Origin of the sequence: Salegentibacter sp. (assembly GCF_036568425.1) — a bacterium.
GTDB lineage: Bacteria > Bacteroidota > Bacteroidia > Flavobacteriales > Flavobacteriaceae > Salegentibacter.
The window spans coordinates 1-14482 of sequence record NZ_DATCSO010000010.1 but is presented as its reverse complement, the minus strand read 5'-3'; the positions used below and the strand labels follow the sequence as shown (position 1 = coordinate 14482).

Annotated in this window: 12 protein-coding genes; 6 read left to right on the top strand and 6 right to left on the bottom strand. The window is 38.6% G+C overall.

Annotation, left to right across the window (positions count from 1 at the left end; translation table 11 throughout):
- Positions 1-30: 30 nt before the first annotated feature.
- The 4 genes from VIM94_RS01365 to VIM94_RS01350 are packed head-to-tail and all read left to right on the top strand — an operon-like array spanning position 31 to position 5509.
- On the top strand, positions 31-306 hold the full coding sequence (locus VIM94_RS01365) for a DUF4834 family protein (RefSeq protein WP_332037498.1): 276 nt from the start codon (positions 31-33) through the stop codon (positions 304-306).
- Positions 307-332: 26 nt separating this feature from the next.
- Positions 333-2750, top strand: a complete 2418-nt coding sequence (locus tag VIM94_RS01360; protein WP_332037497.1) for a YfhO family protein — start codon at positions 333-335, stop codon at positions 2748-2750.
- A gap of 5 nt (positions 2751-2755) precedes the next feature.
- A complete protein-coding gene (locus VIM94_RS01355) occupies positions 2756-4036 on the top strand; it encodes a glycosyltransferase family 4 protein (protein ID WP_332037496.1) in 1281 nt (426 codons plus the stop codon).
- A gap of 9 nt (positions 4037-4045) precedes the next feature.
- A complete protein-coding gene (locus VIM94_RS01350) occupies positions 4046-5509 on the top strand; it encodes a polysaccharide biosynthesis C-terminal domain-containing protein (RefSeq protein WP_332037495.1) in 1464 nt (487 codons plus the stop codon).
- A gap of 79 nt (positions 5510-5588) precedes the next feature.
- Here the strand turns inward: VIM94_RS01350 and VIM94_RS01345 are convergent, their stop codons facing one another.
- Positions 5589-6827, bottom strand: a complete 1239-nt coding sequence (locus VIM94_RS01345; RefSeq protein ID WP_332037494.1) for a hypothetical protein — start codon at positions 6825-6827, stop codon at positions 5589-5591.
- A gap of 173 nt (positions 6828-7000) precedes the next feature.
- Entirely contained in the window at positions 7001-9787 is a 2787-nt protein-coding gene (uvrA, locus tag VIM94_RS01340; RefSeq protein ID WP_332037493.1) for an excinuclease ABC subunit UvrA, read from the bottom strand.
- 238 nt (positions 9788-10025) lie between these two features.
- Between uvrA and VIM94_RS01335 the strand changes: the two genes are divergently transcribed.
- On the top strand, positions 10026-10610 hold the full coding sequence (locus VIM94_RS01335; protein ID WP_332037492.1) for an RNA polymerase sigma factor: 585 nt from the start codon (positions 10026-10028) through the stop codon (positions 10608-10610).
- 264 nt (positions 10611-10874) lie between these two features.
- Here the strand turns inward: VIM94_RS01335 and VIM94_RS01330 are convergent, their stop codons facing one another.
- Entirely contained in the window at positions 10875-11531 is a 657-nt protein-coding gene (locus tag VIM94_RS01330; protein ID WP_332037491.1) for an endonuclease III, read from the bottom strand.
- A 30-nt stretch (positions 11532-11561) separates the two neighbouring features.
- Between VIM94_RS01330 and bcp the strand changes: the two genes are divergently transcribed.
- Positions 11562-12011 carry a thioredoxin-dependent thiol peroxidase gene (bcp, locus tag VIM94_RS01325; RefSeq protein WP_332037490.1) on the top strand — a complete coding sequence of 150 codons (450 nt, stop codon included), beginning with the start codon at positions 11562-11564 and terminating at the stop codon, positions 12009-12011.
- A 67-nt stretch (positions 12012-12078) separates the two neighbouring features.
- Here bcp and VIM94_RS01320 read toward each other — a convergent pair whose 3' ends face one another.
- The 3 genes from VIM94_RS01320 to VIM94_RS01310 form a co-directional block, all read right to left on the bottom strand.
- Complete coding sequence (locus VIM94_RS01320) at positions 12079-12456, bottom strand: hypothetical protein (protein ID WP_332037489.1); 378 nt, start codon at positions 12454-12456, stop codon at positions 12079-12081.
- A 63-nt stretch (positions 12457-12519) separates the two neighbouring features.
- Positions 12520-13719: an alanine dehydrogenase gene (locus VIM94_RS01315; protein ID WP_332037488.1), complete on the bottom strand. Its 1200-nt coding sequence runs from the start codon at positions 13717-13719 to the stop codon at positions 12520-12522.
- 59 nt (positions 13720-13778) lie between these two features.
- The gene (locus VIM94_RS01310) at positions 13779-14366 is read right to left on the bottom strand and encodes a hypothetical protein (RefSeq protein ID WP_332037487.1); all 588 of its coding nucleotides are present in this window, start codon (positions 14364-14366) and stop codon (positions 13779-13781) included.
- Positions 14367-14482: the final 116 nt, after the last annotated feature.

The following is a 14482-nucleotide window of genomic DNA, read 5'->3' as shown; positions in this document are numbered from 1 at the left end:
CTAATTTTTATTTTTGCAAAAAGAAATTAAATGTTTGAAGCTTCTTTTACAGGTGTTCTCAAAACGATTTTAATAATCCTGTTAGTATACTTCGGGTTTAAATTATTAATTCGTTGGTTTGGTCCATTGATCCTTAAATACTTTATGCGGAAAGTGGGCAAGCAATTTGAGCAACAATTCAATCAGCAGCAACCTTATAATTCCCGGAAAAAAGAACCCAAGGTTAGTGTAGATAAAAAATCCAGTACTAAGCCCAGATCTAACAAAACAGTAGGAGAATACATCGATTACGAAGAAATTGATTAATTTCGAGCCTACTAAATTATTTTTTGATGGCTCACTACAAGCGGTATCTTCCTCATATTCTTGTTTTATTTGGTTTCATTGTAATTTCCCTGTTATATTTTAGTCCTGTTCTTCAGGGTAAAATGATCTTTCAGAGCGATATCATTCAGTATACCGGTATGGCCAAAGAGCAAAATGATTTCAGAGCTCAAACAGGCGAAGAACCCTATTGGACCAATGCAGCTTTTGGCGGAATGCCTACCTATCAACTCGGGGCTAATTATCCACATAATTATGTGAAAAAACTGGATTCTGTGCTGCGCTTTCTTCCAAGACCGGCCGATTATCTTTTCCTGTATTTTCTCGGGTTCTACATCCTTTTACTTTGTTTGAAACTCGATTTCAGGCTTGCTTTTCTTGGAGCACTCGCCTTCGGTTTTTCCACTTATCTCATTATAATTCTTGGGGTGGGACATAACGCTAAAGCACATGCTATTGCCTATATGCCGATGGTTTTGGGAGGAATAATCTTGAGCTTCAGGCAAAAATTCTGGCTTGGCGGAATTTTACTGGCCATTTCCATGGCCCTGGAAATTGGAGCAAACCATTTCCAGATGACGTATTATCTTCTACTGCTCGTCATCGTTCTCGGTATTGCCTATCTTGTTGACGCCTATAAAAAAGGCTTGATTCCACAATACTTTAAAGCCCTCGGGGTTATGGTTGTCGCTGTTATTCTTGCCATAGGGGCAAACGCAACCAATTTACTGGCCACGCAGGAATATGCTGAGTTTAGCACGAGAGGAGATACCGGCCTCACTATTGAACCTGATGGTTCTGAGAAAAGGGGTAGCGGCCTGGACTATAACTATATTACTGAATATAGTTACGGAGTTCTCGAGACTTTCAATTTGTTTATCCCTAGGTTTATGGGTGGCTCTAATGCTGAACGACTCGATGAGGATTCAAATGTTTACCGGGCAATAATGGAGCTTGGAGCTTCTCCGGCACAGGCTGCCGATTTTGTGAAAAATACACCAACATATTGGGGCGACCAACCCTTTGTAGGTGCACCGGCATATATTGGAGCTACGGTTTTATTCTTTTTCGTTTTTGCGCTCTTTCTCATTAGAGGTCGACTTAAATGGTGGATAGTAGGCGGAAGTATACTGGCATTATTATTATCCTGGGGTAAGAACTTCAGCGTCCTAACCGAATTATTTATCGATTATGTGCCACTTTACGATAAATTCAGGGCGGTATCGTCTATTCAGGTAATCATCGAGTTATGTGTGCCGGTATTTGCGGTAGTAGGGCTTTCCCGTTTATTTTCCAGGGAAATTTCAGTAGATAAAAAAGAACATGCACTTAAATGGGCAGGGATAATAACCGGAGGTTTGGCCTTGTTTTTCCTCCTTTTTAAAGCGGTGCTTTTTGATTTTAGCGGTGGTTCTGATGCCGCATTAAGACAACAGCTCGGGATGGATTTTGTGAGGGCCCTTAAAGAAGATCGCAAAGCCATTCTTACTGCCGATGCCCTTAGAAGTTTTATCCTTGTTGGATTATGCGTTTCTCTTATCTGGTTTTACCTTAAAGGGAAGCTGCGGGAAAACATGCTTATTGGAGCCTTTGCCATTTTAATATTATTCGACCTGGTTGGGGTAGACCGACGTTATGTTAATAATGATGATTTTGTAAATGCCCGGGAAATGGAGCAGCCGTTTCGAGCAACTCAGGCCGATGAACAAATACTTCAGGATGAATCGCATTACAGGGTATTTGATGTAAGCGGGAGTCCTTTTAATACCGGGAGAACTTCTTATTTCCATAACAGTATTGGTGGTTATCATGCAGCCAAACCTGGCCGGATGCAGGATCTTTTTGATTTCTATATCTCTCAAAATAATATGGAAATCCTGAATATGCTTAATGTGAAGTATTTTATAGTTCCTTCTGAAGATGGGTCTCCGCAGGCTCAGCAAAATCCAGGAGCTTATGGGAATGCCTGGCTGGTGAATCAGCTGGAATATGTTGCCGATGCTGATGAAGAAATAGTGGAATTGGAGAATACAGACCTACAGAATACGGCAATTGCCGATAAGAAATTCAGCGATATAGTTTCGGGTAATACCGAATGGAGTGCTACTGGTGAAATAAGCCTGAGAAGTGCTTCGCCAAACGAAATGAACTATGAATTCCAATCGGATAGCGAACAGTTGGCGGTTTTTTCAGAGATGTATTATAATCCTGGTTGGCAGGCCTATATTGATGGTCAGCCTGTAGAACATTTCAGGGTGAATTATGTTTTACGGGCTTTGGAAATTCCTGCGGGAGAGCACAAAATAAGCTTTAGGTTTGAACCTGAAGTTGTTAATACAGGCAGCAGTATCACCCTCGCGAGTTCTATAGTTCTTGTTTTGGCGATTCTCGGTGGTATATTTTACGGGATTCGCCGTAAAGAATAACAAGTATGAAAAAGGTCCTCATCATCACATATTACTGGCCTCCGGCTGGTGGTCCCGGGGTGCAACGCTGGTTGAAATTTGTGAAATACCTCAGGGATTTTGAGATTGAACCTGTGCTTTTTATTCCTGAAAACCCTACTTACCCTTTAACCGATAAGAATCTGGAAAGAGAGGTTCCTAAAAACCTTCAGATTATTAAACGTAAAATATCTGAGCCCTATAGCCTCGCCGGTTTATTTTCAAAAAAAGAAACAGAGACTATAAGTTCAGGTATAATTGCCGAAGAAAAAAACCAGGGTTTGTTACAAAGCCTTATGTTATACATAAGAGGAAATTTCTTCATTCCCGATGCCAGAAAATTCTGGATAAAGCCTTCAGTTAAGTATCTGATAAATTTTCTGAAAAAGGAAAATATTGAAACCATAATTACTACCGGGCCACCACATAGCCTTCATCTCATCGGCTTAAATCTTAAAAAGGAATTATCAATAACATGGATAGCCGATTTTAGAGATCCCTGGACACAAATTGGGTATCACTCTAAATTGAAGCTCAGTAAAAGAGCTCAGAAAAAACATGAATTATTTGAAAGAGAGGTATTAAATTCTGCTGATAAAATTATAGCGACCAGCCATACTACCAAAGCGGAATTTGAAGGTAAAACGAAAAAACCGGTTTTTCTTATCACTAATGGCTATGATGAAGTGAAGTTTTCTGAGCCTGTTATTCCCGATGAAAATTTCAGTTTTTCTCATATTGGATCTCTGCTTTCGGGAAGAAATCCAAAATTTCTTTGGGAGAACTTTCGGGAATTAATAGCGGAAGATGCTGAATTTAAAAATTCGTTCAAGCTTAGGCTGGTAGGTAAAGTGAGTCCTGAAGTAATAAAAAGTATTAAGGCAAATAAACTGGAAGATCATCTTGAATTGATACCTTATGTGAGCCACATGGAAGCCTTGAAATTACAGCGTAAAAGTCAGGTACTACTGCTTTTGGAGATTGACAGTATTGAAACGCGGGGCATCATCCCGGGAAAGATATTCGAATATCTGAACGCCAAAAGACCAATCATGGCTATCGGACCTAAAAAATGGGATGTTCAGAAAATTTTAAAAGAAACAGGAGCAGGGGAGTGTTTCGAATATACAGATAAAGAAGCGGTGAAAATTCAGCTTAAAAAACTTTTTTCTGAATATAAAAAGGGGGCATTGATTTCAGAACCGAAGAATATAACGCAATATAGCCGCAAAATGCTTACCGGTAAATTAGCTAACTTGCTAAAGTAAAATAAGGCTATGGGTATAATTTTAAATCAGTCTTTTAAAAATCTGGTTACTACCTATGCAGGTTTTGGGATTGGAGCCATCAATACTCTGTTCCTTTTCACTTATTTTTTGGAACAGGAATATTATGGTCTGGTAAGTTTCCTGCTCTCAGCTGCGAATTTAATCTGGCCTTTTATGGCCTTTGGTGTGCATAGTACACTGGTGAAATTCTTTAGTTTCTACAAAACTCCCGGGGAAAAAGATCGTTTGTTAAATCTGGTATTATTCCTGCCTTTAGTAGTTTCTGCATTTTTAGGAATTGTTGGCTTTATGGGCTACGACTTTCTACTGAGTTATTTTTCTGATAGTAATACCCTGGTAAAACCTTATATCTGGCTAATATTTCTTATTGCATTGGCCATAGCTTATTTTGAAGTTTTTTTTGCATGGTCTAAGGTCCATTTTAGGAGCGTCTTTGGAAATGTAATGAAGGAGGTTTTCCACCGTATTTGCATTAGCCTGCTGCTCTTAGCTGTTTATTTTGAGGTTTTAAGTGTGCATTGGTTCATTTATGGCCTTGCTTTTGTTTTCGTGTTCAGGAGTCTTGTAATGGCCATTTATGCCTTTAACCTCTACCAACCGAAAATAAATCTCTTACTTCCTGAAAATCTTTCCAGTGTCTTGAAGTACACCTCCCTTATTCTCATTGCAGCTTCTGTGGCAATGGTGCTGTTGGATCTGGATAAGGTGATGATTGAATACTACCTACCCATAGAACAAGTGGCTATTTACGGAATAATGGTTTACATCGCCACGGTAATTTCGGTGCCACAAAAAGCAATGCACCAGATTACCCACCCGATGACCGCAGCGATGCTAAATTTAAAAGATAATCAGGCTTTGGGTGATTTGTATAAAAAAAGTTCTATTAACTTACTGATTGTTAGCGGATTAATATTTGTTTTGATAATTAGTAATGTACAACAGCTCTATGAGATGATTCCTGAAGAATATGAATTGAGTATGTTGGTGGTTCTGCTAATTTCTCTGGCTAAACTTTATGATAATTTTCTCGGAAATAATAACAGTATTTTGTTCAATTCAGATTATTACCGTATCGTGCTTTCCATTGGAGTTTTTCTTGCAGTCTTAGCCTTTCTCTTTAATATAATTTTTATACCGCTTTATGGGATTGAAGGCGCAGCAATAGCAAGCTTTCTGGCCTTTGGGATTTATAACACTTCCAAGATTTACCTGGTTTATACCAAATTCCACCTGCTGCCTGTTGTTCCAAAAACCTGGTTAGTTATAGCCATTACTACCGTATTTAGTATAGGATTCTTTTTTTGGGAGTTCCCTTTTCATCCTTTATTGAACATTGCCCTTAAGTCTCTTTTAATAACGGTGCTTTTTTTAATTTTAGCCTATAAATTGAATTTTTCTCCCGAAATCAGAAATCTTATAGGAAAATACTTAAGGATAAAAAGTTCATAAAAAGAGAAACCCCCAGGACATTTGTGATGTCCAAAGGGGTTTCCAACTAACCAACCAAAAAAATTTAAATTATGAACTTTTATCCTCTACTTCTCATGTTTCGTGCCGAAGTGTTATTTCGGGTAGAAGTTTTTCCTCTTGTGGTACTTGAGCGTGTGTTTCTTTGAGTCTTAACAGCTGCCGGTTTTCTTGAGCTCTGGCTACTGCTCTGAACTCTATTACTTGATCTTCCAGAAGATCTTGTACTCGTGTTTCTGTTAGTCGGGGTAGACCTTGTTACATTACTTCTTCTTTGCTGAGTTGCCTGTTTCTTAATCCTGGCATTTCTAGGGTTACTTTGCTGAACTCTCGTATTCCTGATGGTCTTGGCCTGAGACGTCCTGGTTTGTGTTCTGCTGCTTGTGTTTGCTCTGGTTCTTGTTGGCGCTTTAGTAGCTCTTGCCTCAGAATTTCTCCTGGTAGTTTCTCGCATCGATTTTCCAGCCGAATTGCTACTTGATTGTCTTCTGGAGATTACAGCTTTTTTATTATTTGAAGTGTTAGACCTGGTCCTGCTTTGGGTACTTCTTCGGGTATTGTTTTTAGATACAACCTGGCTGGACCTACGTGTATTTATTTTTTGTAGATCCCTTTTATTAGACGTTCTTCTTCCGTTATTGTAAGAAACTACTTTCTGGTCAGGACGATAGAAATTCTTATTTACATACGTATTATAGTTGTTTGTATAATAAGTGTTGTGCTGCACATAGCTTAAACGGTTTGGCTGGTAGTAAGCTCTGTAAGGTTTGTGAAATACAATGCTTACGTGGCTGTGAGGCCTGCTGTAGTACCTATGCCATGGTCTGTAAACATACTGCCGGTTATAATGATTAATATATCCCGAAAAATGAGCAAACTGGTTAAACCTGTTGTACCTAACATATAAGTTTCCAACACGCGCCACTCTGCCGTTACGGTTATAGTCGATTAATACATTTCCAGCCTGGATTATTCTTCCGTAGTAGTCATAGTAGATTGGAACATTTTCTACCTGAATAACGGCTCCATAATCATCATATTGAATATAGGATTCGTAATTATAACCGGAGTTATAACTGATATTTACATTTGGAGTTGAGATGTTGATCACATTCGTTCTTCTGAAGTTCGGGTTGTAGTAGAAATCGAATTCTCCATTAGGATAAACGGCAAATTCCACACCGTCTTCTATGAAGATAAACGAATCTGTATAGGCATTCCTGCGAAAATCTGAAGCTTCCGAAGCGGAAACTGAAATTCCGAAGAAAAGCAGGCTAAAAATTAGGACAATATTTTTCATTTGTAAGGTTTTAAGTTCTGAAACCCTATGATAGAAGTGGGTTACATCTTAAAAGTTACAAACTATGTGCCAAAGTGCCTAAAGTAGGGGTGGGAGCCACTGTGATGTTTATTAAAGTAGATATTGAAATACACAGTGTTTTGAAATTCAGTAATTTATAAAAATGATCAAGCCTATAATTTTTCCTTCAGGTATTTTGCGGTATAAGATTTTCTGTTTTTAGCAACCTCTTCCGGGGTGCCGAAAGCTACAAGGTGCCCTCCGTTTTCTCCTCCTTCAGGTCCGAGATCGATCACGTGATCGGCGCATTTAACCAACTCCATATTATGTTCAATTACGATCACAGAATGTCCCTTCTTAATAAGTGCGTTAAATGACTTAAGCAATTTTTTTATGTCGTGGAAATGCAATCCCGTGGTAGGCTCATCAAAAATAAACAGGGCCTTTTCTCTGGTGTTTCCTTTTACCAGGAAAGACGCGAGTTTGATACGTTGCGCCTCCCCTCCGGACAGAGTAGAAGAGCTTTGTCCTAATTGAACATAACCAAGACCAACATCCTGAAGAGGTTTTAATTTTTTGACTATTTTATCCTGTTTATGCTCGTGGAAGAAATTTGTAGCATCATCAATGGTCATTTTCAATACATCATCAATGGTTTTGTCGGCAAAAGTTACTTCCAGCACTTCTTTTTTAAAGCGTTTCCCGTTGCAGGCATCACACTCCAGGTGCACATCGGCCATAAACTGCATCTCGATGGTAACTTCTCCTTCTCCTTTACAAACCTCGCAGCGGCCTCCGTCCACATTAAATGAAAAATATTTCGGGGTATAGTCCCTTATTTTTGACAACTTCTGATTGGAAAATAAGTTTCGGATGTCGTCGTAAGCTTTTATATAGGTTACTGGATTAGAACGAGAGCTTCGTCCTATAGGATTCTGGTCTACAAATTCAATGCTGCCCAGGTTATCAAAATTTCCTTCTATGGAGGTAAATTGACCTGCCTTTTCCCCGTAGCCTCCAATTTCCTTTTGGGCAGCAGGATAAAGAATTTTCTTAACAAGTGTGCTTTTTCCACTCCCTGAAACTCCTGTTATTGCAGTAAAAACTCCCAGCGGGAAAGAAACATCTATATTTTTAAGATTATTTTCCCTTGCTCCGGTAACTTTAATACTTCTTTTTGTTTTGCGTCTCTCCTGTGGTAATTCAATCTTTTCTGCACCATTAAGATATTGTGCTGTAAGCGAAGTGGACTTTAAAATATCTTTCATTTTTCCTACCGCCACAACTTCCCCGCCATTAGTTCCGGCTTCGGGACCGATGTCAATAATTTCATCGGCTGCGTTCATTATGTCTTCATCATGCTCTACTACAATCACGGTATTGCCCAGATCACGGAGATTTTTTAAAACCTCTATTAGGTTTTCAGTATCTTTTGGATGCAAGCCTATGGAGGGTTCATCCAGTATATACATAGATCCTACGAGGCTACTTCCAAGAGAGGTTGCCAGGTTTATTCGTTGGGATTCACCTCCGGATAAAGTATTTGATTTTCGGTTTAGAGTGAGATAATCCAGGCCTACCTGGGAGAGAAAGTTCAGCCGATTCCTTATTTCGGTTAAAAGCCTTTTTGCGATTTGATTATCATATTCATTAAGTTCCAGGTCATTGAAAAACCCCCTTACCTTATGCAAGGGTTTTTCAACGAGATCGGTGATGCTATGGCCGCCTATCTTTACATATTCAGCTTCAGGTCTAAGTCTTTTACCTTTACAGGCACTGCATTTGGTTTTACCCCGGTACCGACTTAACATTACCCTGTTCTGAATTTTATAAGCTTTGCTTTCCAAAAATTCGAAGAACTCATTGATACCTTCAAAATACTCGTTCCCCGTCCATACCAGCTCTTTTTGTTCTTCTGAAAGTTCAAACCAGGGTTTGTGTATAGGGAAATCGAATTTATGAGAATTATTAACCAGTTGATCGCGATACCAACTCATACTTTCGCCTCGCCAGGGAAAAATAGCATTTTCGTAGACAGAGAGACCGGTATTTGGAATAACCAGGTCTTCATCGATTCCGATTACGTCTCCATAACCTTCGCATTTTGAACAGGCTCCGTAGGGATTATTAAAACTGAAAAGATGAACATTCGGCTCTGGGAAGCTTATTCCATCCAGTTCAAATTTATTGCTGAAGTGGCGCAACTCATTATCGCTTAATTTCTGGATATAGAGTTCTCCCTTTCCTTCAAAGAAGGCTGCATCAGTAGCATCGGCCAGCCGGTTATAAAAATCCTCCTCGTCTTTTGTTATTATTCGGTCAACCACAAGAAAAGTTTCAGAAGCATCTGCATGGGCAAGATCAGCTTCATCAATACGCTTAACTTCATCTTTGATTTTTATCCTACTATAGCCTTGCTGAGCAAGCACTTTTATTTTTTCCTCCAGTGACCTGCCATTTTCAAGATGAATAGGGGAGAGTAGAAGAAGTTTTTCACCTTCAGCAAAAGACTTTACATAGTTTACCACATCGGTAACCGTATCTTTTTTGACTTCATTTCCCGAAACAGGAGAATAGGTCTTTCCTATTCGGGCGAAGAGAAGTTTTAGGTAATCATAAATCTCGGTGGAAGTACCAACAGTAGACCGCGGGTTGGTAGAATTAACCTTCTGCTCTATGGCAATGGCCGGGGCTATTCCTTTTATATAATCTACTTTAGGCTTATTGAGCCTCCCCAGGAATTGCCGGGCATACGAAGATAGGCTTTCTACATACCGGCGTTGCCCTTCAGCGTATAAGGTGTCAAAGGCGAGACTTGATTTCCCTGAACCTGAAAGACCGGTTATTACTACCAGTTTATTACGAGGAATTACGACATTGATATCTTTTAGATTGTGCAGTTTTGCACCTTTAATGATGATGTTCTTTTTCGGGTCAACCTTCTCTGCGTCAATATTCATGCTATGTTGTATGGTCTTGAAATGCAAATGTACTCAATAAGCAGCAGGGGAAAAAGCACCTTATTTCTTATTGTAATGTTAAAATATTAAGCTTTTATTTGTAATTGTCAATTTTATCTTGCTATATTTGAGGCCAAGAATTAATCGAAAATTATCCTGCCTATTGCATAAAGTTACTTTTAAAACTAAATAACCTAAACCTCAGGTGCCCCTACCATCCTGAACAAAAGTAACTAATATGGAAAACCTTAAAGTAAGCGATGCTATTCTCGTGCGGGAATATCTTGGTGGAAATGAAAATGCACTCTCTAAATTAATTTCCAGGCATCAACACCGGATTTACAGTTTTATTTATTCTAAAGTATTTGATAAAGATGTTGCTGAAGACGTTTTTCAAGACACCTTTATTAAAGTGATTAATACGCTCAAAAGAGGTAAGTATAATGAAGAAGGTAAGTTTCTACCCTGGGTTATGCGAATTGCCCATAATCTCGTTATAGATCATTTCAGGAAAAATAAGCGTATGCCAAAGTTTGAAAATAAAGGCGATTTTAATATTTTTTCTGTTTTGAGTGATTCTAACCTTAATGCCGAAACGCAATTAATAAAAGAACAGATAGAATTCGATGTACAGGAACTCATAAAGGAGCTTCCTGAAGATCAACTTGAAGTTTTAACAATGCGAATCTATAAGGATATGAGTTTCAAGGAAATATCTGAACGTACCGGAGTTAGCATAAATACTGCCCTGGGAAGAATGCGTTATGCCCTAATCAATCTGAGAAAAATAATCGATAAGCATAACTTAATTTTAACAAATTAATCTATACTATCCCCCATTTCATTGCGTTATCTATTTAAACCAATGCAAAATTTATAAAATGGGGAACTTTTACACAAAAAACACCTCTAAAGAGGAAAAATTGAATGAATTAAAACCTAAAAGAGAAACAGTAAATTTTCTTTTAAACTATTCAAGAGCTTTGAATATTACTAAATATCAAAGTATGAAGTTCGAGACCTTTCTTAATTAATTCTGATTAAGAGGTTATGTTTAAAGACCTGCTTTTAGCCTGCAGGTCTTTTTTTATGCTTTATTTTTCAGGTATTGCTTTATCAGGCTTTTTCTGCCTATTGTTTTTGTAATAATATCCTTTTCTAAATTCCAGCCGCGAGCGGGGGAATACTGCCGTCCATACCAGATGATCTGGAGGTGAAGTTTATTCCAGAGATCCCTGGGGAAAAGTCGCTTGGCATCTTTTTCGGTTTGTTTTACATTCTTACCATTGCTAAGATTCCACCGGTACATAAGCCTTTGAATGTGAGTGTCTACCGGAAATGCCGGAATATTAAAAGCCTGAGACATTACAACACTCGCTGTTTTATGTCCTACTGCAGGCAGTTCTTCCAGGGCTTCGAAATCGGCAGGAACCTGCCCATTATGTTTTTCGATAAGTATTTCTGAAAGTCCGTGAATCCCCTTTGATTTCATTGGAGAAAGCCCCACAGGTTTTATAATTTCCCTAATTTCTTCTATGCTAAGTTTTACCATATCATAGGGATTATCGGCTATTTTGAAAAGTTCGGGAGTGATTTGGTTTACTTTTACATCGGTGCTTTGAGCCGAAAGCAATACAGCAATTAATAAGGTATAAGGATCTTTGTGATCTAATGGAATTGGAACCTGGGGATATATATCATTTAAGGTATCTATAACAAACTGTACCTTTTCTTGTTTGTTCATATTATGTAATTTTACACAAAAGTAATAATTATGACAACATTGGAACCGGGCGACAAAGCCCCCGATTTTAAAGCCGAAGATCAGGACGGAAATATTGTTCAACTTTCAGATTTTAAAGGAAAGAAGCTCGTGCTTTTTTTCTATCCAAAAGCAAGTACACCCGGCTGTACTGCCGAAGCCTGTAACCTGAGAGACAACTGGGAGCAGTTCCAGGAAAAGAATTATGCCGTGATTGGAGTAAGTGCTGATTCTAAAAAACGGCAATCAAATTTTAAAAATAAATACGACTTCCCTTTTCCATTGCTTGCTGATGAGGATAAAGAGGTGATAAACGCCTACGGTGTTTGGGGGCCTAAAAAATTTATGGGAAAAGAATATGATGGAATCCATCGTACTACCTTTATAATTGACGAAGAAGGAAAAATTGAGGATGTGATTAAAAAGGTAAAAACCAAAGAACACACCGCCCAGATTTTGTAGTGAAATCTATTAGCCGTGAAATAAAAATTGCCGGGGATTAATCTGCCGGCAATTTTTTTATATAAATCTAATTCCGTACGAGCCTGGCCGCTTTTAGCGTAGCAAGGCTGTCACAGTTCTCGATTTTAAGCTCAAGGGTTTCAGTATTGATCTTTTCTGAAACGAGGTAAATATTACAGGGCTCGGCATTGGTATTACTTCTGCCGAAATCAACATCTCCAGTTTCAAGTATTTGGGAAACCATTGCAGTATCAAGGCTATTCGCTTCAAAATAGTTTAAAACTTCAGGGGAATATGCCCTTGATTTTGTACGGATATTCTTTAAAACCCTGTCTGTTGGAGTATAATCACAAGAGGCTCTTTTTCCGCCAAGGAAAAAGATCAAAAGGACAATACCAAAAAACAATCCTACAGAGAAGTAACCAATGCGGTGAATTAATTTCATTTAAAATGTCTACTTGAAAATCTTTTAAAAGATTTGATGGTTTCTATTTTTGGAATTTTCAGCCTAAAAAATAAGCAAATTGATATCTCTGTAAGAAAGATCAAACCAATCTGCAATAGATTTATTGGTCAGAATTCCGTGGTAAAAGTACAAACCATTTCTTAAACCCTTGTCAAATCTCAGCGTGTTTTCCAATCCGCCTTCTTCAGCAATGTGAAGCAGGTAAGGAGTAAAGATATTACTAATGGAAAGCGACGAGGTCCTGGCGTAGCGGGAAGGGATATTGGGTACGCAATAATGTATTATATTGTGTTTGGTGAAAATGGGCTGATCGTGTGATGTCACCTCGCTGGTTTCTACACAACCCCCCATATCAATACTCACATCTATAATTACGGCGCCACGTTTCATAGTTTGGACCATATCGTCGGTAATAAGAACGGGAGATCGGTTTTTTCCTCTCACGGCTCCAATCAAAACATCACATCGCTTTAGAGCTTTACTCAAATTTTTAGGTTGAATGGTGGAGGTGTAGAAAGTGTTTCCAAGATTAGATTGAATACTCCTTAACTTAGTTAGGGAACTGTCAAATACTTTTACACTTGCTCCCAGTCCTAAAGAAGAACGCGTGGCGAATTCCCCCACGGTTCCTGCACCCAGCACCACTACTTCTATAGGTGGCACCCCGCTGATGTTTCCGAACATCAGGCCGTTGCCTTTTACATGGTTGCTCATTATTTCTGAAGCGATAAGAACTGAGGCCGTACCTGCAATTTCACTCATTGCTTTAACAATAGGATAACTGCCATCCTCATCCCGAATGAATTCAAAAGCGAGGGCGGTAATTCGTTTTTCTGCCAGCTTCTGAAAGTATTGCTTGCATTGAGTTTTAAGCTGAAGTGCTGAAATTAATATCGTTTGAGGATTGATGAGTTCCAGCTCTTCCATAGAAGGCGGTTCTACTTTTAAAATGGTAGGGCAGGAGAATACTTTTTTTGTGTCTTTGGTGATTTCGGCGCCTGCTTCAGAATAATCTTTATCGCTGAAACGGGCCCATTGCCCCGCCCCCGACTCTATCATTACCCGGTGGCCGTGTGCTGTAATCGCTGCTACTGCATCAGGACTTAAACAAATACGCTTTTCCTGGTACGAAGTTTCCTTTGGCATTCCAATGAAAAGCTTGCCCTTGTTCTTGAAAATTTCCAGGGTTTCTTCCTGCGGAATGAGTTGTTCTTTGGTAAAAGGAGAGACCTGTTTTCCCATATGAAGACTTGTGAAACTTTAAGGAATTAAAATACAACTATTTTGGAGAATAGCTACAATTAAAGTTTCTGGTAGTAATCTTCCTGAAGTTCTTCTGTATACCCATCACTACGAAATTCATTTAAATCCCTGCGATCCCGTTCTGAAAGAGGAGACATCACAGATACGTCGGTTTCCTCAATTTCACTAAGGTCAATCCCGTAGATACGGTCAAAGATCTTGATACGTATCAGGTAAACAATAGAAAGAATTATAATAAAAAAAGGTGCTAAGTATATAAGTTGGTTTGTATCCATCAAATTAACCTGTAGATATACATCTTCATAAAATGAAACTATTAGCTGGTAAGTATACATTGAAATGGGAATCAATATGGTATGATACCACCAGTGCTTGCAGGTGAAGAACCAGATTAAAAGTAAAAATAATGGCGTGATTTTTCCCAGGTAAGTCCAGGCGGCAGTCATTACACTTTCGTAATAAAGACTCTCATAGGTAAAAAAAGAAGTTTCCCAAACGCGGCCGCTTGGGAAAATTTCATATAAATAAAAAATATAAGGTGAAAAGGCTATGAAGATAGCAATTATACTACCCAGCAGCAGGAATTTTGATCTTTGATCTTTCGACAGCTTGTTTTTGGATTTCATTTCCTGAGTTATCGTTATCAGTTGTGGAAGTTACAAAAAAACTGGCTCCAAAAATAGCTGCTCCGAATAATAATGCTTTAAGTTTCATAATGTATAGATTTAGGTTTTGTTATTTC